This window comes from Mesorhizobium sp. LEGMi-168a (assembly GCF_058312955.1).
Genome location: NZ_JBZEGV010000008.1, coordinates 165,646 through 185,658, shown reverse-complemented (window position 1 = coordinate 185,658; position 20,013 = coordinate 165,646). Strand labels below are relative to the sequence as shown.

The following is a 20,013-nucleotide window of genomic DNA, read 5'->3' as shown; positions in this document are numbered from 1 at the left end:
GCAAGGCAGAGGGGGGCGCGAAGGAACTCGGCTTCTCTCCCGACTTCAGCCTACCCAATCGCTTCCGAGCGTAGCGCAGCGATCAACTGAGACACCGGCGGGACAGCGCCCCCCTCTGTCCTACCGGACATCTCCCCCACTTGGGGGGAGATTGGCAGCTCGCCGGCTTTCGCCAATCTCTGTATGATCCCCCTACCACAGCGGGGGAACATCATGAAAAGCGCATTGGCCGCAATTGTCCTGACCCTGCTCACCACCCTTCCCGCCCAAGCCGCCTCCTGTTCCTGGTCCGCCAAGATGGACGAAGGCGGCAGCGTGCTGATGGCTTCGGTCTGCGGCGGGCCGAAGGGCGACGCGCATCTGATGCTGGCCTGCTTCGGCAAGCCGGTGCTGAGCTACGATCTGGGCGCGGCCGGCGGACAGCTCGAGCCCGGGATCAGCGGGTCCTTCACCTTCAAGGCCGGCAGCAAGAGCGTGACCAGGACGCTCCGGCTTGAGGCGATGTACAATTATTTCACCATCGAGCTGAGCAAGAACGACCCGCTGCTTGCGTTGCTGCGCGGCAAGGGCGAGGTGACGGTTTCCGCCGATAAGTACGGCCAGGCGAGTTTCCCGCTGAAAGGCTCCGGCGCCGCGATCGGCAAGGTGCTGGCCGAGTGCTGGAAAACTTCGGGCGGCGAGGCGGATTGAAGCCGCCGATCTCGCCCACTTGGGGGGAGATGCCGGCGAAGGCCAGCCTACCACTCCAAGCCAAATACCAGCTTGCCGAAATGCAGGCCGCCGGCAGCCATGTGCGTGTAGGCCTCGGCCGCCTCGTCCTGTGAAAAGACCTTGTCGACGACAGGCTCGATCCTGGCCGCGCCGATGGCGCGGGCGGCGTCGCGCAGGTCGGACACCGATCCGGTGTTGTTGCCGACCACCTTCAGCGCCTTGATGATGATCGGCAGCAGGTTGACCGTGGCCTCGGCGCCGGTGACGAAGCCGATGGTGAAGAGCGTTCCGCCGGGCGCGGTGGCGTTGACGGCGCGGGCGAAGGTGGCGGAGCCGCCGGTCTCGACGACGAGGTCGGCGCCGAGGCCGTCGGTCAGCTCCAGCACCTTGCCGTCCCAATCGGGCGTCGCGCGGTAGTTGATGAGGTGATCGGCGCCGAGCGCCTTGGCCCTCTCCAGCTTCTCGTCCGATGACGAGGTGATGATGACGGTGGCCCCGGCTGCCTTGGCGAGTTGCAGCGTGAAGATCGACACGCCGCCGGTGCCGAGCAGCACGACCACCGAGCCGGGCCCGACATCGGCGGCGCGGATCGCGTTCCAGGCAGTGGTGCCGGCGATTGGCAGCGTCGCCGCCGCCTCGAAGGAGAGATGCGCGGGGATCGGCACGACCGAGTTGGCCGGCAGCGCCACACATTCGGCGAGCGATCCGGGGAGCGAAATGCCGCGCATCTGCGTCATCTCGTAAGGCCGCGGGCGGCCGCCGATCCAGCGCGGCTTGGCATGGGCGACGACGCGGTCGCCGACAGCGAAGCGGGTCACGCCCTCGCCGAGCGCGACGATCTCGCCGGCGCCGTCGGCGACCGGGATGAGCGGGAAGCTCGGTCCGGGATAGTTGCCGCTGGCCACCGCGACATCGACAAAATTGAGGCTCGCCGCGCGCTGGCGGATCAGGACCTCCCCGCGCTGCGGTTCCGGCGTGGCGACGGTGGCGGCGCGGAAAGCGTCGAGCCTGGGTTGGCTGAGTTCAATGGCTTTCATGGTTTCACTCCGGGACTGGATGATGGATGGGTTGAGTGAAACTAGCTGCTGCGCTATTTCTGGATAATTCTCGACTTTCACATTTTAGTATTGCGAAATATGCAGCAATCCCATCAACCTACCGCGCTTGCGGAAATGGCGGCCTTCGCGGCCATCGCCGAAGCGCGTTCCTTCACCAGGGCAGCTGCACGGGTCGGGCGCGACGCCACCATCCTGTCGCGCCGCCTCCAATCGCTGGAGGAGCGGCTGGGTGTCAGGCTGCTCCATCGCACGACGCGCAGCGTCTCGCTGACCGAGGCCGGAGCGGAATTCCTGCCGCGCGTGCGCGCCATCCTCGCCTCGGTCGACGAGGCCGAGGCGGCCGCGTCGGCGCATGCAGCCGGCGGGCCGCGCGGCCTGCTCAGGCTGGCATTGCCCGGCACATTCGGGCGCATGTGGATCGGGCCATTATTGCCTCGGTTTCTCGCCGAATTTCCCGATATCCGCATCGAGGCCGAATTCTCCAACCGTTTCGCCGACCTGGTCGCCGAGAATTTCGACGTCGCGGTGCGGCTCGGAGCGCTGGAGGATTCGCGCCTGGTAGCGCGCAAGGTAGCGACACGGCGCCGGCTGCTCTGCGCGGCTCCCTCCTATCTCGCCCGGCGGGGTCGGCCGGAAACACCGCAGGCGCTGCTCCAGCACAGCTGCCTCGGTTTCTCCGGCTTCCAGACCTTTCCGGCCTGGGAGATGACCGACAGCGAAGGCCGGCGCGTGCGCGTCGAGGTTTCCGGGCCGCTGGTCACCGACGATGCCGAGGTGCTGGTCGAGGCCGCCGTGCAAGGCGTCGGCCTGATGATGAGCACCGACTGGCTGGTCGGCCGCGAGCTCGCCGACGGGCGGCTTGTGCCGATCCTGGAGAACTGGACGCTGGCCGACGAGGGCGCCGTCTATGTCGTCATGCCCTCGGCCAAGGGCCAGGCCGCCAAGACCCGCGCCTTCGCCGACTGGATCGGAAAACGCTTTTCGCCCGTGCCGCCCTGGAGGACGTGAAGCTGCCGATCCCACAAAGGGAAGATTGGCAGTTCCGGCGACGCCACCGCAGTTGCCTGCGCTCTCAGCCGCTTGCGCCTCCACCCCCTGCCTCCGGCTGCCTCGGGAACTGCCGCAACAAATCCACCGGCAGCGGGAACACCACCGTGGAAGAGCGCTCGCCGGCTATGTCGCGCAGGGCCTCGAAAATAGGCTCGGCGGCCAGCATGCGGGCGGCTTCGACCAGTTTCGCCGCGGCCGCGACGCAGACTGGAGCCACCAGAATACCGGCGCCTCGTCCACAGAGGAAGGCCAGGCTTCAGCGCCGATGGGACGCGAGGGGCGCGCCTATGTCCGAAACGAGTTTGACAAGATCAGCTTGGCGCTTGGTGTTGGTTTTGGCGAAGATTCGGTTGAGATGGGTCTTCAACGTGTTTTCACCGATACCGAGCGATAACGCGCTCTTGGACGCGGACAATCCGCCACCGATCAGCAGGAGGACCCGTGCCTCCGCGGGGGTAAGGTCGAACAGCGTGGTGAGAACGGCCTCGGGGAGTGGCGAAGCGGAGGTCGTGGTCGACACGAAAACGGCGACACGAGCGGGTCGGAACGCTGCGCGCGCGGTTCCTTCGCTCAGCGGCAACACATAGGCTACGGCGGGCGGTTGACCAGGGGCTGAAACGGGCAGCCCTATGCCGCGGCAGCCAAGCAAGGCATCCGTGCTCGCCGCCGTGGCGATTGCTTCCAGCAGGGCACGGGTCATCACCGGGTTCTGCGGCTGCAGCAGACCGTTCTTGGACAAAATAGCGCCTTGCCCGGAAAACATCTGCTCGGCAGCCCCATTCGCATGGAGGATTGCTCCGTTGGCGCCGGTAAGAACAACAGGCACTGCGAGATGATCGAGCGCCTGGCGATAAAGATTAGCGGTTATGCGGGCCTGATCGAGCAGATCTCCAATCAGCGAAGCACGGCGCAGGTGCGGCGAGAGCAATGCCAGGAAACGCTGCTCCTCAACGGTTATGATGCCCCTGTCGGCACGCGTGGTGCAGCCCATCAGCCCGATCCGATCCGGCGTATGAACGAATTTGGTGATGCAGGCCTCGCGCAATCCCTGCGGCTTGGCCCAGTTCTGAAAAAATGGCGTTCGCTGGAGTTCGGTCTCGCTCATCCGCGACAGCGTCGTGACAGGCGTGTCGATGTCGCCAAGGACTGCCGCCTTCAGTCCGGGAATCCCATCGAAGTCATAGTCTTCCTGGAGCACGCGCATCTGCACGGGATCCCAGGGCGATTGAGCCGTGAACCGGCCATTATTGTCAGCGGTGCTGGCAAGAGTGACGGTGGTGTAGGCCGCGTCGATGGCTTCGGTGATCCGGGTCATTACTCCGGCCCAGCCTCCCGGATTCACGACGCAATCATAGATATCACCGATAATCGAACACAGCAGTTCGCTGCCCAGGCTCTCCACCGCTTCTCCTAACCCCTAGCATGCCCAACCTCGCATGACGGATGGCGGGCAAAGATGAAACCAGCAACATTTTGACAGCGGCTCGGCGCAAAGACGCCGATCCCGCTTGGAGGTTCTCGCTGGCATCATACTTTCGGGTGACGCCAGGTGCCGTCGAGTTCAATTAAGGGTTCAATCGGTTGAACGCCAAGCGATCAGTGTTGCTGGTTATTCCTGGGATGGAAAGCGCCGAGTTCGATTTTTTAAGCCTCGGGTTTGTCGGGGGCGCTTCCTTGTCGCGAAAGACGGTGTTTTCATCGGCTCAATTGCCAGCATAAGGGGAACCATGCAGAGGATAGTTTACAGCTCCGGCGACCTGGCCGGCGATGAGGCGCTACGAAAAGACCAATGGATTGCCTCGCTCTCGTCCGGATATGCGCATTTGCATGCCGACCCTGCGGCTGAAATGTCCTTCGAAGGCGAGTTGAGAATAGCACGAACCAGTGAGGTTTCCGTCGGATCGATACGTGGCACCGTGAAATCGATTTCGCGAACAGCCAACGATATTGCCACCGAGAATACCGACAACGTGGTGCTGCTATGCAATGCCGACAGTTCGTCGATGTGCGTCGAACAATCCGGCCGCAGTGTCGAACTCGCTGTCGGAGCTTTCGTGCTGATAGAACAGCGCGAGCCATCCTGGATCAAATTGGCCGACGGCAAATGCGGCCTGATAGCGGTGCAGGTGGAACGAGCGCGTGTTCGACAACGATGCGTCGATCTCGGAGATCGCTTTATGGCGGCGGTGCCCCAGCGATCGAGCGCAATCGATTTGGTGCGGGCCTATGTCAAAGTGCTGGCAGGACAGCAGCACCCCAGCCCTTCGTCCATCAAGCAATTCGCGGCTGATCACATCGCCGATTTGATCACCGCCGCAGTGACCGGCGCGAAAGGCGAGGCTGCCGAATTGGCCGGCCTGCGGGGCCTGCGAGCGGCCAGGTTGCAGGCAGTCCTGGCGAAGATCGCAGATAATTTCGCCAACCCCGGCATCTCCGCGCAAGGTGTCGCAAAAGAACTCGGCCTGTCGCCGCGCTATGTTCACGATCTGCTTCAAGAGACGGGTGTCAGCTTTTCCGAGCGTGTTCTCGAACTGCGCCTGCAGAGAGCACACAAGATGCTCTCGCAGAGGCACAATGACGACATGCGGGTCAGCGAAATTGCCATGATAAGCGGATTCAGCGACGTGTCGTACTTCAATCGCTGCTTCCGCCGTCGCTTCGGCCATACGCCAAGCAGTGCCAGATAGAGCCGGGCCCAAACCGGCCAGGCGACTCGATTTTCCTCTCCGATTCCCTCTCAATGAGAACTGATGCCCCGCGCCTGACCAATGATGCAAAACCATCACAGCGCGCGGAAAAGACACGGCACCTCTTTCCAGTCCAATTCCAGTGCGGCCCTGCCCAAGACAACGCCTGGCTCCAATGACATGTCAGCCACAGGGTGAAACGACTGTCATATCAGGGGATTGAATGCCGCAGACCATATCTGGACACCGCAAGGTGACGCTGACTTCGACCGCGCCGGCGAACTGCCTCAACCCCTTGCGCAACCCTCGCCACATGACCAGCGTCAGTTCGCTCGCGCTGATGCTCGGCGCGGCCGGCCTTGTCGGAACGACCTTGCCGGCGACCGCCGCCGACGTGACCTGGAACGGTGCGATTTCGACCAATTGGTTCGATCCTGGCAACTGGACCCCGGGCGCGGTGCCCGACGCCACCAATTTCGTCAACATCAACACGCTCACCCCGAACCCAACGGTGATTAGCGGCGCTGGCGCCAATGGGCTCGTGGTTTTCGTGGGCAGGAATGCCGGCGATGTCGGTTCGCTGAAAATCATCAACGGCGGGACTCTGAGCGATTCGCAAGGCTCCGTTGGCAGATTCGCGGGCTCCATCGGTACGGTCACCGTGGACGGCGTGGGATCGGCGTGGCTGCACGCCGACGATTTCTATGTCGGGGCGCAAGGCACGGGGACGGTCTCCATCCTCAATGGTGGCCTGATCAGCAATGTCAGGGGCATCCTGGGGGATGGCGACGACGCCTTTGCGGTCATGTCCGTTGACGGCGCTGGTTCGACTTGGACCAACAGCTCAACCTTGGCGGTGGGGCAGAACGGCCCCGGCATACTAAATATTACCAACGGCGGCACAGTCGGCGACACCGATGGGTCGATCGGCAAAGGCACCACTTCGAACGGCACAGTCTCGATCGACGGGGCCGGCTCGACCTGGGCCAACAGCGGGTCGCTGACCGTTGGTGACAACGGCACCGGCAATCTGGCGATCACCAACGGTGGCGCCGTCAGCAATGACAAGGCCTATGTCGGCAACCAGGCAGGCTCGACCGGCTTGGTGTTCGTCAACGGTGCCGGCTCGACCTGGACCAACGCCTCCGATCTCTATGTCGCCAACTTCGGCACGGGCAATCTGGCGATCACCAACGGTGGCGCCGTCAGCAATTACTCGGGGGTCGCTGGCACGAAGGCAGGCTCGAACGGCAAGGTTTTTGTCGACGGTGCCGGCTCGACCTGGACCAATAACGGGAACCTCGTCATTGGTCAAAATGGTGCTGGCGCGCTGGCGATCACGAACGGCGGTGTCGTGAGCACCAGCGCCGGTTTTGTCGGATACGCCGCCGGTTCCACCGGATCGATTACAGTCGATGGCGCCGGGTCGGCCTTGACCGATAGCTGGTCCCTTTCGATCGGCAGCTTTGGCACCGGCACGCTGACAATCTCCAACGGCGGCATGGTCAGCAATGTCGAGGGTATTGTCGGTGATGGATCAGGCGTGGGAACCGCAACGGTCGACGGCGCGGGTTCGGCCTGGAAAAACAGCGCAAAATTGAGTGTCGGCGGCTCCGGCACGGGCACGCTGACAGTCTCGAACGGTGGCGTGGTCGGCAACACCATCGGCGCGATTGGCGCGCAGGCTGGCTCCAGCGGCATAGCCACCGTCACCGGCGCGGGCTCGACCTGGACAAACAGTTCCGACCTGTTTGTCGGCGCTCTGGGCACGGGCACGCTGAACATCCTGAACGGCGGCGCGGTCAGCAATGCCATGGGTTATGTGGGCAAGTCTTCCGGTTCCAAGGGGGCGGTGACGGTCGACGGCGTGGGCTCGAAATGGACCAATAGCGGGAGCCTTCTCGTTGTCGGCAACTCCGGTACAGGCACGCTGACCATTTCGAACGGCGGCACCGTCGACAGCGTTTTGAGCTATGTCGGGAACTATTCTCTCGGCACCGCGACGGTCGACGGCGCCGGCTCGACATGGAATAGCAGTTCGGCCCTCTATGTCGGCGTCAGCGGAGGCGGTACTGGCACGCTGACAATCCTGAACGGCGGAACCGTCAAGAACACTGTCGGCCAGGTGGGTTACTCGGGAGGCTCCACCGGCACGGTGACCGTCGATGGCGCCGGCTCCAGCTGGCTCAACAGCTCAAGCCTGCTTGTCGGCAACTGGGGCACCGGCACACTGACGATCTCGGGCGGGGGAACCGTCACGAGCGCAGGCGGCACAATTGGCGGCACTGCTACAGGAACAGGTACTGCGACGGTGGACGGTGCGAATTCCGCCTGGGTCAACAGCGGCGACCTCTATGTCGGCAGCCTCGGAACCGGCGCATTGAAGGTCTTGAACAGCGGCGCGGTCAGCAATGCCTGGGGCTACATCGGTTACAATCCAGGCTCGACCGGCACTGCGACGGTGGACGGCATCGGCTCGATCTGGACCAGCGCGGGCCTCGATGTCGGCGTCGACGGCACGGGTACGCTGACAATCTCGAACGGCGGCGCGGTTTCGGTCGGTGGCACCGTCACCATTGCCAGCCATGCGGGTTCCATCGGCACGCTCAACATCGGTGGCGCAGCCGGAGCGGCGGCATTGGCGCCCGGCATACTCAACGCTTCGGCCGTCCAGTTCGGCGCCGGCACCGGCGCAATCAATTTCAATCATACGAGCACGAACTATACCTTCGCTTCGGCGATCAGCGGCGCTGGCACGGTCAACCAGATCGCCGGCATGACGAACCTGACGGCCGATTCCAGCGGCTTCACCGGCGCCACCAACGTGACCGGCGGACGGCTGGCCGTGAACGGTTCCCTGGCCAACTCGCTGGTGACGATCTCAGGCGGCATATTGGGCGGCAACGGCACGGTGGGCGGCATCGTGGCGCAGTCGGGCGGCATCATCGCGCCGGGCAATTCGATCGGCACGCTCAATGTTGCGGGCAATATCGACCAGGCGGCGGGCTCGATCTACCAGGTCGAACTGACCTCGACCGGCCAATCCGATCTCTTCCAGGCAACGGGCACGGCGACGATCGCCGCCGGCGCGGTCCTCGACGTGATCAAGACGGATGCCGCGCCTTATGTGCTGGGCACGCATTACACGGTGCTGCAGGCCGATGCGGGCGTCACCGGCACCTACACGCTCAGCGGGGCCGGCCCGTTCATCGGCCTTCTCGCCAATTACGACGCGACGCATGTGTATCTCGACGTAGTGCAGGCAAAGTCCTTCGCCTCGGTCGGTCTGACGCCCAACCAGATCGCCACCGGCGGCGGCGCTGAAAGCCTGGGCAGCGGCAATCCGCTTCATGATGCCATCATGGCGTTGCCCACCGAGGCGGCTGCCCAGGGCGCCTTCGATCAGCTGTCGGGCGAGATCCATGCCTCGGCCAAGGGGATGCTGCTGGAAGACAGCCGCTTCCTCCGCGACGCCGCCACCAAACGCATCGCTGCTGCCTTCGGCGATGTCGGCGCGGCGCCACTGCCGGTCATGGCCTATGGCGAGGGCGGACCGGAAATGGTGACCGCCGACACCGGTCGCTTCGCCGTCTGGGGCCAGGCCTTCGGCTCGTGGGGCAACACCGACAGTGATGGCAATGCTGCCACCTTCGGCCGCTCGACCGGCGGGTTGCTGGCTGGCGCGGACGGCCTGGTCGGCGACTGGCGCGTCGGCCTGATCGGCGGCTACAGCCATTCCTCCTTCGACGCCGACGACCGCAACTCCTCCGGCGACGCCGACAGCTACCATGTCGGTCTCTATGGCGGCACCAACTGGGACGCCATCGCCTTCCGCACCGGCGCAGCCTATAGCTGGAACAGCCTTTCGACGAAACGCGCGATCGCCTTCAACGGTTTTACCGACGCCCTGTCGGCTGACTACGATGCCGGCACGGCGCAGGTGTTCGGCGAACTCGCCTACAAGGTGGATGCCGGGCGCTTCAAGTTCGAGCCGTTCGCCAATCTCGCCTATGTCAGCGTGCATACGGACGGCTTCACCGAGCAAGGCGGCGGCGCGGCGCTGACCAGCGCCAGCTCGACCACCAATGCGACCTTCACCACGCTCGGGCTGCGCGCCTCGACCGACCTGGAGCTCGGCGGGATCAAGACAACCGCGCGCGGCACGCTCGGCTGGCGCCACGCCGTTGGCGATGTCACGCCAACCTCGACCTTCGCCTTCGCCGGCGGCGATGCCTTCACCATCGCCGGCGTGCCGATCGCCACGGATAGCGCGGTGATCGAGGCCGGGTTCGACCTGCAGATGTCGGCCAATGCCACGCTCGGCCTGTTCTATGCCGGCCAGTTCGGCGCCCACAGCGCCGACAACGGCGCCAAGGCAAACCTCAACGTCAAGTTCTGATACGAGGAGTGGGAAGGCCGCCGCCCCCGCAAAGACGGCGAAGCGTGTAATCTCCCCCCTTGCGGGGGAGATGGGCCGTCACCTCGGCCTTCGCCTCAACCGCCCGCGCCCCCGCCCTCCGGCCTCAAAAACTGCCGCAGCAGATCCATCGGCAGCGGGAACACCACCGTCGAAGAGCGCTCGCCGGCGATGTCGTGCAGGGCCTCGAAATAGCGCAGCTGCATGGCCTGCGGCTCGGCCGCCAGCATGCGGCCGGCCTCGACGAGCTTGGCCGCCGCCTGCTGCTCGCCGTCGGCGTTGATGACCTTGGCGCGCCGCAGCCGCTCCGCCTCGGCCTGCTTGGCGATGGCGCGGACCATGCTCTCGTTGAGGTCGACATGCTTGATCTCGACATTGGAGACCTTGATGCCCCAGGCATCGGTGCGCTGGTCCAGAATCTCCTGGATGTCGCTGTTAAGCCTGTCGCGCTCGGCCAGCATCTCGTCGAGCTCGTGCTTGCCGAGCACCGAACGCAGCGTGGTCTGCGCCAGCTGGTTGGTGGCGGTCATGAAATCCTCGACCTGGATGATCGCGCGCTCGGCGTCGACGATGCGGAAATAGAGCACGGCATTGACCTTCACCGAGACGTTGTCGCGCGAGATGACGTCCTGCGGCGGCACGTCCTGCACCACCACGCGCAGGTCCACCCGCACCATCTGCTGGATGAAGGGCACCAGGAGGATGAGGCCCGGCCCCTTGACCCCGGTGAAGCGGCCAAGTGTGAAGACCACGCCGCGCTCATATTCCCTCAGGATGCGGATGGCCGCCGACAGGAACATGATCACCACAAGCGCAAGGATCAGATAGGCGACATAAGCGACTGTCATTGCTTTGCTCCGTCGTTTCCGGCCCCGTCGTGTCTGGCCCCTTCGTTTCCGGCCCCTTGGTTTCCAGCACCGCGCCGCCGCACCGTCAGCACGAGGTCGCTGACGGCGGTCACCTCGGCGCGATCTCCCGGTGCGATCGGTTCATCGGCCTTCGCCCGCCAGCGTTCGCCGAGCGCCAGCACATGGCCCTCGCCGCCTTGCCAGTCGAGGATCTCCACGGGCAGGCCGCGCATGGCATCGCCGCCGACGCGCGGCGGATTGCGCCGCGCCGCCCAGAGGTAGCTGCCGGCAAGCAGCGCAAGCCCCAGAGTCAGCGCGGCGGCGGGGCCGATGATCGCCCACGATATGGCGAAGCCCGGCCCCTCCACTTTAAGCAGCATGGCTGCGCCGAGCAGGAAAGCGGCCACGCCGCCGAGCCCCAGCACGACCGTCGGATTGAAGGCCTCGACGATGAGGAAGGTGACGCCGAGCAGCATCAAAGCGAGCCCGGTATAGTTGATCGGCAGCAGATCGAGCGCATAGAGGGCGAGCACGAGGCAGATACCCCCAATGACGCCCGGCGCCACCGCGCCGGGGCTCGTGACCTCGAAGACGATGCCGTAGAAGCCGACCAGCATCAGGAGGACGGCGACGTTCGGATCGGTGATGACCGCGAGAAGGCGGATGAACCAGCCGGGGTCCAGCGTCTCGACGGTCAGGCCCTTTGTCGCCAGCACCTCCTTCTTGCCGGCCACGTCGACGGTGCGGCCATCGGCCAGCTGCAGCAGCTCAGCGGTGTCGCGGGCGACAAAGTCGATGACATGTTGTTGCAGCGCCGCACTTGCCGAAAGGCTCGCCGCCTCGCGCACGGCCTTCTCGCCCCAGTCGCCATTGCGCCCACGCATTTCGGCGAGCGAGCGGATGAGCGCCACCGCGTCATTAGTCACCTTGGCCATCATCGCGTCGCCGGGCGGCCGCCCACTGGCGTCCTTCCCGTCCTTGTCCTTCTCGCCGCCGGGAAGCGAGGGCAGCCCGCCGATCTCGACCGGCGTCGCCGCGCCCAGATTGGTGCCGGGTGCCATCGCCGCGACATGGGTGGCATAGAGGATATAGGTTCCGGCGCTTGCCGCATGGCCGCCGGCCGGCGCGACATAGCCGATGACGGGAACCGGAGAGGCCAGGATGTCGGCGATCATCTCGCGCATCGAGGTGACCAGGCCGCCCGGCGTGTCGAGCTGCAGGATGAGGACCTCGGCGTCGCGCTCGGCGGCGGTCTTGAGCGCCTCCTTCAACTGGCGCGAGCTCGCCGGACCGATGGCGCCGTCGATCGCGATGCTGAGAGCAACCCTCTCCGCCGCCGTTCCGGCCGAGGAGAAGTGGAAGAGAAAGGCGGCCACCAAGGCCGCTGCCAGAAGGGCCACCCGCGCGAGTCTCACGCTCAAAGCTCCTTGGATTCAATATGGGGTTGTGTCGGGCGAAGTCCAATGAGCTGCTGATCTCCCCCCTTGTGGGGGAGATGTCCGGCAGGACAGAGGGGGGCGCGAAGGAACTCGACCTTTCCGGCATACCTTCCCTTCGTCATCAATCTTCCAAGCGATGCACGTGGCTATCGACTGAGACGCCGGCGGGACAGCGCCCCCCTCTGGCCTGCCGGCCATCTCCCCCACAAGGGGGGAGATTGAGCGCTCCGGCGCTTTCGCCCTCCCCACGATTCCACGCCGGTTTCGACGCGAGCTCCAACGCTGGCTCCCTCGCCCATCCGGCATTGTCTTCGTCGACGGCGCGAACGAACGCGTCCTCAACCAATGGAGACGACAATGACGACTTTGGCTCGAACAACCAATGAAACTCGCAACGCCGGCTTCAGCCTGTTCGGCTTCGTCGGCCGCGCGCTCGGCCTAGCCTATCGCGCCATGAAGATGCGCAGCGAACGCGCCGCGCTACAGGCGATGCCAGACTATCTGCTCAAGGATCTCGGCATCAGCCGCTCGCAGATCGAGCACTATACTTCGGTGCGCCTCATGCCCTCCGAGACGGACGGGATGGACAGCTGAAGCGTTCGGCCGCCCCGGCGGCCGAGACGGCTCGAAGGCCTATCGAAAAGCCCGGCATCGCCGGGGTTTTCGCGTCTGGCCTACCCGCTGACCTGCCTCCCGGCGTCGGATTCCGGCGCCGAATGTCCGCCCTGAATGAAACGGGCCCAAATGAAACGGACGATGCAATTTCCACGGTGGGCGTATCAAAAATTCCACGCTCGCACCCACTCTCGTTCAAACGCTCTTCCGCCAAAGGAAAGCGTCACGGCAACCAAGCCGCAAACCCACCTTTTGGAGGAGACAAAAATGCAACCCAGCACCAAGCCTGCCAACACCAAGCCTGCAAGACTTCCGCTCAACGGCGTCGACACGCCGAACCTGATCGCGACGATCAATTTCGTGGCGGGCCAGCCGGAGCTGGCGAAGTTCCAGTTCCGCGCCCACAATGAATGGATCGAGGGCACGCACAGCAAGAGCGTCATGCATGGCTTCTTCGGCGCCGGCCAGGAGCAGAAGCACGAGAAGCCGTACTATGCCGACAGCGACCATCCGGCCATTCTATGCGGCGCCGACAACGCGCCGACCCCGGTCGAATGGCTGCTGCATGGGCTGGCGAGCTGCCTGATGGCGGGCCTTGCCAACATCGCGGCGGCGCGCGGCATCAAGCTCACTCGGGTCAAGTGCTCGGTCGACGGCGACATCGACCTGCGCGGCATCCTCGGCATTTCCGACGAGGTCCGCAACGGCTTCCAGAACATCCAGGTGTCGTTCGAGGTCGAAGGCGACGCGCCGGCCGAGAAGCTCACCCAGCTGGTCGAACAGGCCCGCGCCCGCTCGGCGGTGTTCGACGTGCTGACCAAGGGCGTGCCGGTCACGGTCGGGATCAAGACCATCCAGTGATGGAGGGCGGAAAGACGGTCCGGACAAAAGTCCGGACCGTCTAGCAAATCCAACGGACAAGAACCATGAGACGGGCTGACGTCGTCATCGTCGGCGCGGGCCAGGCCGGCCTTGCGCTCAGCCATTGCCTCGGCCAAGCCGGCATCGACCATGTCGTGCTGGAGCGCGGCCGCATCGGCGAGCGCTGGCGGTCGCAGAGCTGGCACTCGCTCCGGCTCTTGACGCCGAACTGGCTGAACGCGCTGCCCGGCTCGCCCTATGCAGGCGACGATCCCGACGACTTCATGAGCAAGGCCGCCTTTGTCGAGACCCTGGAGGCCTATGCGGGGCGCTGGCAGGCGCCGGTCGAATGCGGCGTCGAGGTTCTTTCCTCAAGGCGAACCGGCAACGGCTTCGTGCTCGACACCGGCGCCGGCGTCTGGTCGGCCAAGGCCGTCGTTGTGGCCACCGGCCATTGCGACCGGCCGGCGATCCCCTTTAGGTCCAAGATCATGGGGGCGTCCGAGACGATGGGCGCGCCGCTGGGCATCCATGCCTCGCAATATCGTTCCCCCGGCGAACTGCCCCCCGGCGGGGTGCTGATCGTCGGCGCCTCCTCCTCCGGCGTGCAGATCGCCGACGAGCTGGCGCGGGCCGGCCGGCGCGTGACGCTGTCGGTCGGCAAGCATACGCGCCTGCCGAGGCTGTGGCGCGGCAAGGACATCTTCTTCTGGCTCTGCCGGATGGGCTTCATGGCGCAGCGTGCGCAAGACCTCGCCAATCCCGAAAGCGCCAGGCGCCAGCCTTCGCTGCAGCTCGCCGGGCGGCCGGACAAGGCCGATGTCGACCTCGCCACGCTGCAGGCGCTGGGCGTCGAGCTGACCGGGCGCGTCCACGGCATTGCCGATCGCGAGATCGCCTTCGCCGACGATCTTGCGGCGCAGATCGCGGCGGCAGAAATGAAGCAAACGCGACTGCTCGCCGAGATCGATCGCTTCGCCGGCGACGCGCGACCAGGCCGGCCCGAACCGGTGGCGGTGCCTTCGGTCCGCCGCCGGCAACTCTCGCTGACGGACGGATCGATCCGCACGATCATCTGGGCGACCGGCTATCGGCGGTCGTTCGGCTGGCTGGAGCCGCTGGCGCTCGGCGCCGACGGCGAGCTTGCGCATCAGGGCGGCGTCACCAGTGTTCCCGGCCTCTACGCGCTCGGCTTCCGCTTCCTGCGCAAGCGCGATTCCAATTTCATCGGCGGCGTCGGCGCGGACGCGCAAGCGATCGCCGCCGAAATCTCCCGCTATCTCGACCGAAAGGGCCGGCAAGCCGCCTGAAGAGGGGCCGCCTGAGGACAATGACGATGCCGACAACCGCGATTTCCCTGCCGCCTACGCCCAAGCGGGCCCACTACGACACCATCATCGTCGGCGCGCGATGCGCCGGCGCTTCCACGGCGCTGCTGCTCGCCCGCGCCGGCCTGAAGGTGCTTTCGATCGACCGCAGACCCTATGGCTCGGATACGCTGTCGACGCATGCGCTGATGCGGCCCGCCGTGCTGCAGCTTTCGCGATGGGGCCTGCTCGAGCCGCTGCTCGAGGCCGGCACGCCGCTGATCGAGGCGACGACGTTCCACTATGGCGACGAGGAGATCACCATTCCACTCAGCGCAGGGCCCGATCTTCCCGGCCTGATCGCGCCGCGGCGCACCGTGCTCGACCGCACGCTCGTCGACGCCGCGCGCAAGGCCGGCGCAGAATTCCTGCACGACACGGCGGTCGGCGACCTCTTTGCCGACACACGCGGGCGCGTGCGCGGCGTCGATATCCGCGGCGCCGGCCGCGCCGCCTTGCGGGTGAGCGCCGACATCGTCGTCGGCGCCGACGGCATCGGCTCGCTGGTGGCGAAATGCTGCGACGCGCAGGTATTGCGAAGCGGGGCGGTCTCGGCCGCTCATGTCTATGGCTACGCGCCCGTCGATCCCGGCGCCGGCTACCACTGGTATTTTCGCGACGGCATCGCCGGCTCCCTCATTCCCACCAATGACGGGCTTGCCTGCATCGTCGCTTCGGTGCCGACAAAACTGTTCGACCAGCGCTTCCGCCTCGGCCATGCGCGCGCTCGCATGGAGGTGCTGGAGGCGCTTTCTCCGGCGCTTGCCGAACAGGCAAGCCGCGCGCCGAAGGACGCCCGCCTGCAAGCGTTCCGCGGCGTGCCGGGATACATCCGCCAGGCCTATGGGCCGGGCTGGGCGCTGGTCGGCGATGCCGGCTTCTTCCGCGACCCGATCACCTCGCACGGCATTTCCGATGCGCTGCGCGATGCGGCGAGCCTGGCGCACGCCGTCCTCGACGGCTCCAAGGCGGCCTTCGCGGCCTGGCAGCAGGAGCGCGACCTTTTCGCCAACCAGGTCCTCGACACCACGGACGCCATTGCCGGTTTCGACTGGACGCTCGCCGACATCGGCGAGCGGCATCGTCGCTTTAGCGCCGTCATGAAGGCCGAGGTGCAGGCGCTCGCCGGGCAGCCGATGCCGGTCCGCCGTGCCTCGCCCGAAGGCCCGCCGACGACTTATCGGGCGCCGGCCAACCAGGATGAGCCGCAGGCCCCAGCCGGCGCCTCGAACCTTTATCGCAACCGAACGGGAGCAAGACCATGACTGTGCATTTGATGAAGGATGGATGGATCGGCGTCATCAAGGGACGGCCGCAAGTGGGCGCCGTCGCCGAGCGCTCGCGGCGCACGCAGCCGCAGGATATCGACGCGTTCGCGGACATGACCGGCGACCGCAACCCGCTGCATTACGACAAGCGGCTCGCCGAGGCTTCGGTGTTCGGCAAGCTGATCGTGCAGGGCGGCGTCACCTCGGGCATCCTCAAGGCGGTAGGCGTCGGCGAATTGATCACCGGGCGGGTCGAGGTCAAGGAGGTGCGTGCCGACAAGCCGATCACGAAGTTGGAGACATCGGTGCGCAACGAAGCCGGCGAGATTTGCCTGACCGGCACCGCGACGGTGTTCACCGTGCCGCTGGCCAGGGACTGAATGCGCCGGGCCTCCGATTGCCTATCGGTTTGATGCCGCATGCTTTGGAGCATATGCTTACCGGAAGCATGGAAGCGGCAATGCTTGAAGCGACCATCACCTGCCCCGAGTGTGGACATCGCGAAAAGGAGACGATGCCCACGGATGCCTGCGTTCATTTCTACGAATGCCGTGGCTGTGGAACGCTCCTGAAGCCTCGCGCGGGTGATTGCTGCGTGTTCTGCTCCTACGCCGATCACCCTTGTCCACCAGTTCAGCAGATGGGTGCAAGCCGCCGGGCCTGAAGGTCAGAAGCGATGACGGGCGGCAAGCAGGCCTCCCCTAGATCACTCCAGCATAAGCGCGCAGATGGCCGACCGTTTTGGGTAGGCCTTGCCTCTCCAGCGTATCGAGGTACTCGGCAGCACTTCTGGGAGGGTTCCTCAGACGTGTGCGATATCTTTGAACCGAGACCAATACGGCAGCATTGTCGATGCCGAACTGCCGGAAAATGAAATCGTCGGGATGGATCAGATCCAACTGGTATTTATCGAGAACGGGCTTGGGAAAATCCTTGAAATTGAAGGTGACGATCGCATCGGACGCCGAGACGATGGCCGCAGCCAAAACATGGCGGTCATTTTCGTCGGGAAGCGCCAAACTCGGCAGCAAATCCTGATAGCCATCAACCAGACAATCCGGGACGGCGCGGTTCATCAGGTCGCGTGTTCGGTAAATCTGCTCCGGCTTGAGATCCGGACGGTCCTGCAAGAGGTTGCGTATCCACTCGTAATGGATCTGTTCTGTCCGTTTGGCCCGATAGAGGCCACCTCCCGCGGCAAGCTCGACGAGGAGATCCCGCAGCGGGGCTGGATAAAGAACGCAAGCGTCCAGGACGGCGGTGTAGGACGAGGTCTTAATAGCCCATCCCCAGCTCCTGGGCTTGGGCGGCCAGTTCTTCCATGACCTTTTTGCGTTCTTCCTCCTCGCTGTTTCGGTATGCTGTCAGATCGGAAAACTTCACCCGCCGATGCGTTCCGACCATGTTGAAAGGCAACCTGCCCTCCTCCAGCAGTCGGATGAGATAGGGGCGCGATACATTGAGGTAGTCCGCCGCCTCCTGCGTCGTAAGCTCGGCATGGATCGGGATCACCGTCACCGCATTTCCCTGGCCCATTTCGGTCAGGAGACGGTAAAGCAGGTCGCCAACGCTCTTCGGCAGGCGCAGGGTTTCCTTGCCCACCTGAACCTTCAATTCGGCACCGTCGCGCTTGGTGCGTGAAAGCACCCGACTGGCCTGAGCGGCGAGTTCGGCATCGTCCACCGATGGCACCACCGGTCGTCCGAGCAGCTTGGTCATTGGTCCATGTCCCTGATTGGCATCGGATATGGAGGTTTGCGCCATTATCCGCAATATCCGAAATAAACGCAATAAGTGAATGCGATCTGACCGACATGGCTCCATGATCGACGGCCGGACAATCGCCCGCAGGCCCTACGATCCCGCGGTCTCGGCGACGAAGGCCCGGACATGGGCGATAAACTCGTCGAAGGCCGGCTCGCCCTCGAGCAGGATGTGGTTTTGGCTTTCCAGCTCGAAGAAGCGCGCGCCAGGAATGCCGGCCGCCATGGTGCGGCCGGATTCGACCGGGGCCACATTGTCTTCCCGCGCATGCAGCACCAGGGTCGGCACCCGCACCTTTTCAAGCAGATCGCTGACATCGATCACGGAGAAGGCGCTTTGCAGGCGCCAGGCGTCGTCCGGCGACACGGTGCGCAGCATCAGATCGTCCATCCAGGCGAAATGTTCGTGGGTGGCGCCGGGGATGAACATCGAGCAGAAGGCCTGGCGGAACATCGGATTCGACTTGCCCCAGCTCTCGCGCATCAGCGTCGCCACGGCCTCGCGCGTCGCGATCTCGCCGGCGTCGCCGCGCGCGCGCCAGCCTTTGACGTAGCCGCCATAGAGGATCATGCCCGAGACCTTCTCGGGATGGCGTATGGCATAGGCGATCGAAACCGCGCAGCTCTGCGAGAGGCCGAGCAGGGTGAAGCGATCGAGCCCTGCCGCCTCGACCACGCATTCGAGGTCCGACACCATCGTGTCGAACGAGACGTCGACCACATGGCGCTGCGATAGTCCGTTGCATCGCTCGTCGTAGCGCACCAGCTGGTTCTCGCGCGACAGTTCCGACATCCAGTGCCGCCAGATCGGGCTGTCCCAGTCGAAGGTGAGATGCGACATCCAATGCGCGGCGCGAAGGATGGGCGGGCCGCTGCCGGTCTTGGCGAAAGCAAGCCTCGTGCCGTCGAGAGCGCGACAGAAATGGACGGCGCGGCCAGGGTCCTGCGCGGCCGTCGGGCTCTTTCCGGGCGACGGCAATTGCACCTGCACCACGCCGGTCGCGCCGGGTGGCGCAGAGCGTGTCGTCGGCTGGGCGGCAGCAAGCCTGACCTTCTCCTCTAACGCCTCGATCTCTTCCGCCAGGCCGACATCCTCGGGCAGCAGGCGCGCCAAGCGCCGGGCAAGCGGCAGCGCCCGCCTCGGCTCGCCGGCCAGACGCTCGACCAGCTCGCGCAATATGCCGAGCTCGACGATCTCGACCTCGCTGGCGACGCCCGTGCGCCAGGCCTCGTATTCGAAGCAGCGCTCGAGCGAGAGATCGGCGAGGAAATCGCCGCGGATCGAACCGGCAACGGCCTCCAGCTCTTCCGTCGGCCACAAGGAAAGGTCGCCCTTCACCAACGGCAGCAGCCGGGCATAGTCGGTTCCGACCTTGAGCGAGACGCTGTTGCGGTCGGCGACCAAAGCTGATTCGTCGTCGCCCAACACCTGGCGGATCTTGGACAGGCTCCAGCGCAAGGCGCCGCGCGGGTCGTCGGGAATGTCCCAGAAGATTTCGCAGAGCCGCTCGCGCTGGTGCGCCTTGCCGGTGACGGCGAGATAGGCGAGCAAGGCTCTCGTCTTGCGCGACGGCGGCAGGTCGATGAGTTCGCCACCACGGGCCACCTGGAAATCACCGAGCACGCACAAATCCAGCAGCCCGGCTTGCGGACTGTCGATCATGCGCCCGGGCACCCTTCGGTTGCCATATACCCCCTTCGGTTCCTCACCGACGCGGCGAGGAAAGCCGGATACGGCAAGATGGCTGCGAGGAATGTGTGATGGGTTACATTGGGGGAGCGCTTAATCTCCCCCCTCGAGGGGGAGATGGCCGGCAGGCCAGAGGGGGTCGTCTCACGTAGATCGCCGGCGCCGTCTGTCGTCACGCAAGGCGTTGGCGCTCCACGCGAAGCGACCCCCTCTGTCGCCTTCGGCGACATCTCCCCCTC

17 protein-coding genes and 1 pseudogene are annotated in these 20,013 nt (G+C 65.1%); 10 read left to right on the top strand and 8 right to left on the bottom strand.

What is annotated here, in order from left to right:
- The first annotated feature begins 213 nt into the window (after positions 1-213).
- Positions 214-690, top strand: a complete 477-nt coding sequence (locus tag AC4FWB_RS14130; RefSeq protein ID WP_491026714.1) for a hypothetical protein — start codon at positions 214-216, stop codon at positions 688-690.
- A 47-nt stretch (positions 691-737) separates the two neighbouring features.
- Here the strand turns inward: AC4FWB_RS14130 and AC4FWB_RS14125 are convergent, their stop codons facing one another.
- The gene (locus AC4FWB_RS14125) at positions 738-1,748 is read right to left on the bottom strand and encodes a zinc-dependent alcohol dehydrogenase family protein (protein ID WP_491026713.1); all 1,011 of its coding nucleotides are present in this window, start codon (positions 1,746-1,748) and stop codon (positions 738-740) included.
- A 99-nt stretch (positions 1,749-1,847) separates the two neighbouring features.
- On the opposite strand from AC4FWB_RS14125, the gene AC4FWB_RS14120 reads away from it, so the two are divergent.
- A complete protein-coding gene (locus tag AC4FWB_RS14120; RefSeq protein ID WP_491026712.1) occupies positions 1,848-2,777 on the top strand; it encodes a LysR family transcriptional regulator in 930 nt (309 codons plus the stop codon).
- Between the two features lie 64 nt (positions 2,778-2,841).
- On the opposite strand, the pseudogene AC4FWB_RS14115 reads toward AC4FWB_RS14120, so the two are convergent.
- Positions 2,842-3,015 (bottom strand): annotated as a pseudogene (locus tag AC4FWB_RS14115) (slipin family protein); the annotation flags it as partial.
- Positions 3,016-3,075: 60 nt separating this feature from the next.
- Positions 3,076-4,221: a helix-turn-helix transcriptional regulator gene (locus AC4FWB_RS14110; protein ID WP_491026711.1), complete on the bottom strand. Its 1,146-nt coding sequence runs from the start codon at positions 4,219-4,221 to the stop codon at positions 3,076-3,078.
- A gap of 325 nt (positions 4,222-4,546) precedes the next feature.
- On the opposite strand from AC4FWB_RS14110, the gene AC4FWB_RS14105 reads away from it, so the two are divergent.
- Both AC4FWB_RS14105 and AC4FWB_RS14100 read left to right on the top strand, forming a co-directional pair.
- Complete coding sequence (locus AC4FWB_RS14105) at positions 4,547-5,506, top strand: AraC family transcriptional regulator (RefSeq protein ID WP_491026710.1); 960 nt, start codon at positions 4,547-4,549, stop codon at positions 5,504-5,506.
- Between the two features lie 223 nt (positions 5,507-5,729).
- Entirely contained in the window at positions 5,730-9,905 is a 4,176-nt protein-coding gene (locus AC4FWB_RS14100) for an autotransporter outer membrane beta-barrel domain-containing protein (protein ID WP_491026708.1), read from the top strand.
- A gap of 95 nt (positions 9,906-10,000) precedes the next feature.
- Here the strand turns inward: AC4FWB_RS14100 and AC4FWB_RS14095 are convergent, their stop codons facing one another.
- Together AC4FWB_RS14095 and AC4FWB_RS14090 are read right to left on the bottom strand one after the other, a co-directional pair.
- Positions 10,001-10,771, bottom strand: a complete 771-nt coding sequence (locus AC4FWB_RS14095; protein WP_491026707.1) for a slipin family protein — start codon at positions 10,769-10,771, stop codon at positions 10,001-10,003.
- A complete protein-coding gene (locus tag AC4FWB_RS14090; protein ID WP_491026706.1) occupies positions 10,768-12,186 on the bottom strand; it encodes an NfeD family protein in 1,419 nt (472 codons plus the stop codon). Before AC4FWB_RS14090 ends, AC4FWB_RS14095 begins: the two co-directional genes overlap by 4 nt.
- A gap of 381 nt (positions 12,187-12,567) precedes the next feature.
- Here AC4FWB_RS14090 and AC4FWB_RS14085 point away from each other — a divergent pair, with 381 nt between their 5' ends.
- From AC4FWB_RS14085 to AC4FWB_RS14060, 6 genes are all read left to right on the top strand, one after another.
- Positions 12,568-12,804, top strand: a complete 237-nt coding sequence (locus AC4FWB_RS14085) for a DUF1127 domain-containing protein (RefSeq protein ID WP_491026705.1) — start codon at positions 12,568-12,570, stop codon at positions 12,802-12,804.
- Positions 12,805-13,092: 288 nt separating this feature from the next.
- Positions 13,093-13,686, top strand: coding sequence for an OsmC family protein (locus AC4FWB_RS14080; RefSeq protein ID WP_491026704.1), 594 nt, complete (start codon positions 13,093-13,095; stop codon positions 13,684-13,686).
- 65 nt (positions 13,687-13,751) lie between these two features.
- Positions 13,752-14,996 (top strand): flavin-containing monooxygenase, encoded by a 1,245-nt coding sequence (locus AC4FWB_RS14075; protein WP_491026703.1) that lies wholly within the window; start codon positions 13,752-13,754, stop codon positions 14,994-14,996.
- Between the two features lie 26 nt (positions 14,997-15,022).
- Positions 15,023-16,318 carry an NAD(P)/FAD-dependent oxidoreductase gene (locus AC4FWB_RS14070; RefSeq protein ID WP_491026702.1) on the top strand — a complete coding sequence of 432 codons (1,296 nt, stop codon included), beginning with the start codon at positions 15,023-15,025 and terminating at the stop codon, positions 16,316-16,318.
- Positions 16,315-16,701: a MaoC/PaaZ C-terminal domain-containing protein gene (locus AC4FWB_RS14065; protein ID WP_491026701.1), complete on the top strand. Its 387-nt coding sequence runs from the start codon at positions 16,315-16,317 to the stop codon at positions 16,699-16,701. Before AC4FWB_RS14070 ends, AC4FWB_RS14065 begins: the two co-directional genes overlap by 4 nt.
- Before the next feature lie 68 nt (positions 16,702-16,769).
- Positions 16,770-16,985, top strand: a complete 216-nt coding sequence (locus AC4FWB_RS14060) for a GDCCVxC domain-containing (seleno)protein (protein WP_491026789.1) — start codon at positions 16,770-16,772, stop codon at positions 16,983-16,985.
- Positions 16,986-17,022: 37 nt separating this feature from the next.
- On the opposite strand, the gene AC4FWB_RS14055 is transcribed toward AC4FWB_RS14060, so the two are convergent.
- The 3 genes from AC4FWB_RS14055 to AC4FWB_RS14045 all read right to left on the bottom strand — a co-directional run bounded on the left by AC4FWB_RS14055 (position 17,023) and on the right by AC4FWB_RS14045 (position 19,747).
- Complete coding sequence (locus tag AC4FWB_RS14055) at positions 17,023-17,451, bottom strand: VapC50 family PIN domain-containing toxin (protein ID WP_491026699.1); 429 nt, start codon at positions 17,449-17,451, stop codon at positions 17,023-17,025.
- A 145-nt stretch (positions 17,452-17,596) separates the two neighbouring features.
- Entirely contained in the window at positions 17,597-18,040 is a 444-nt protein-coding gene (locus tag AC4FWB_RS14050) for a helix-turn-helix domain-containing protein (RefSeq protein ID WP_491026698.1), read from the bottom strand.
- 135 nt (positions 18,041-18,175) lie between these two features.
- On the bottom strand, positions 18,176-19,747 hold the full coding sequence (locus AC4FWB_RS14045) for a bifunctional AfsR/SARP family transcriptional regulator/alpha/beta hydrolase (RefSeq protein WP_491026696.1): 1,572 nt from the start codon (positions 19,745-19,747) through the stop codon (positions 18,176-18,178).
- Positions 19,748-20,013 lie beyond the last annotated feature (266 nt).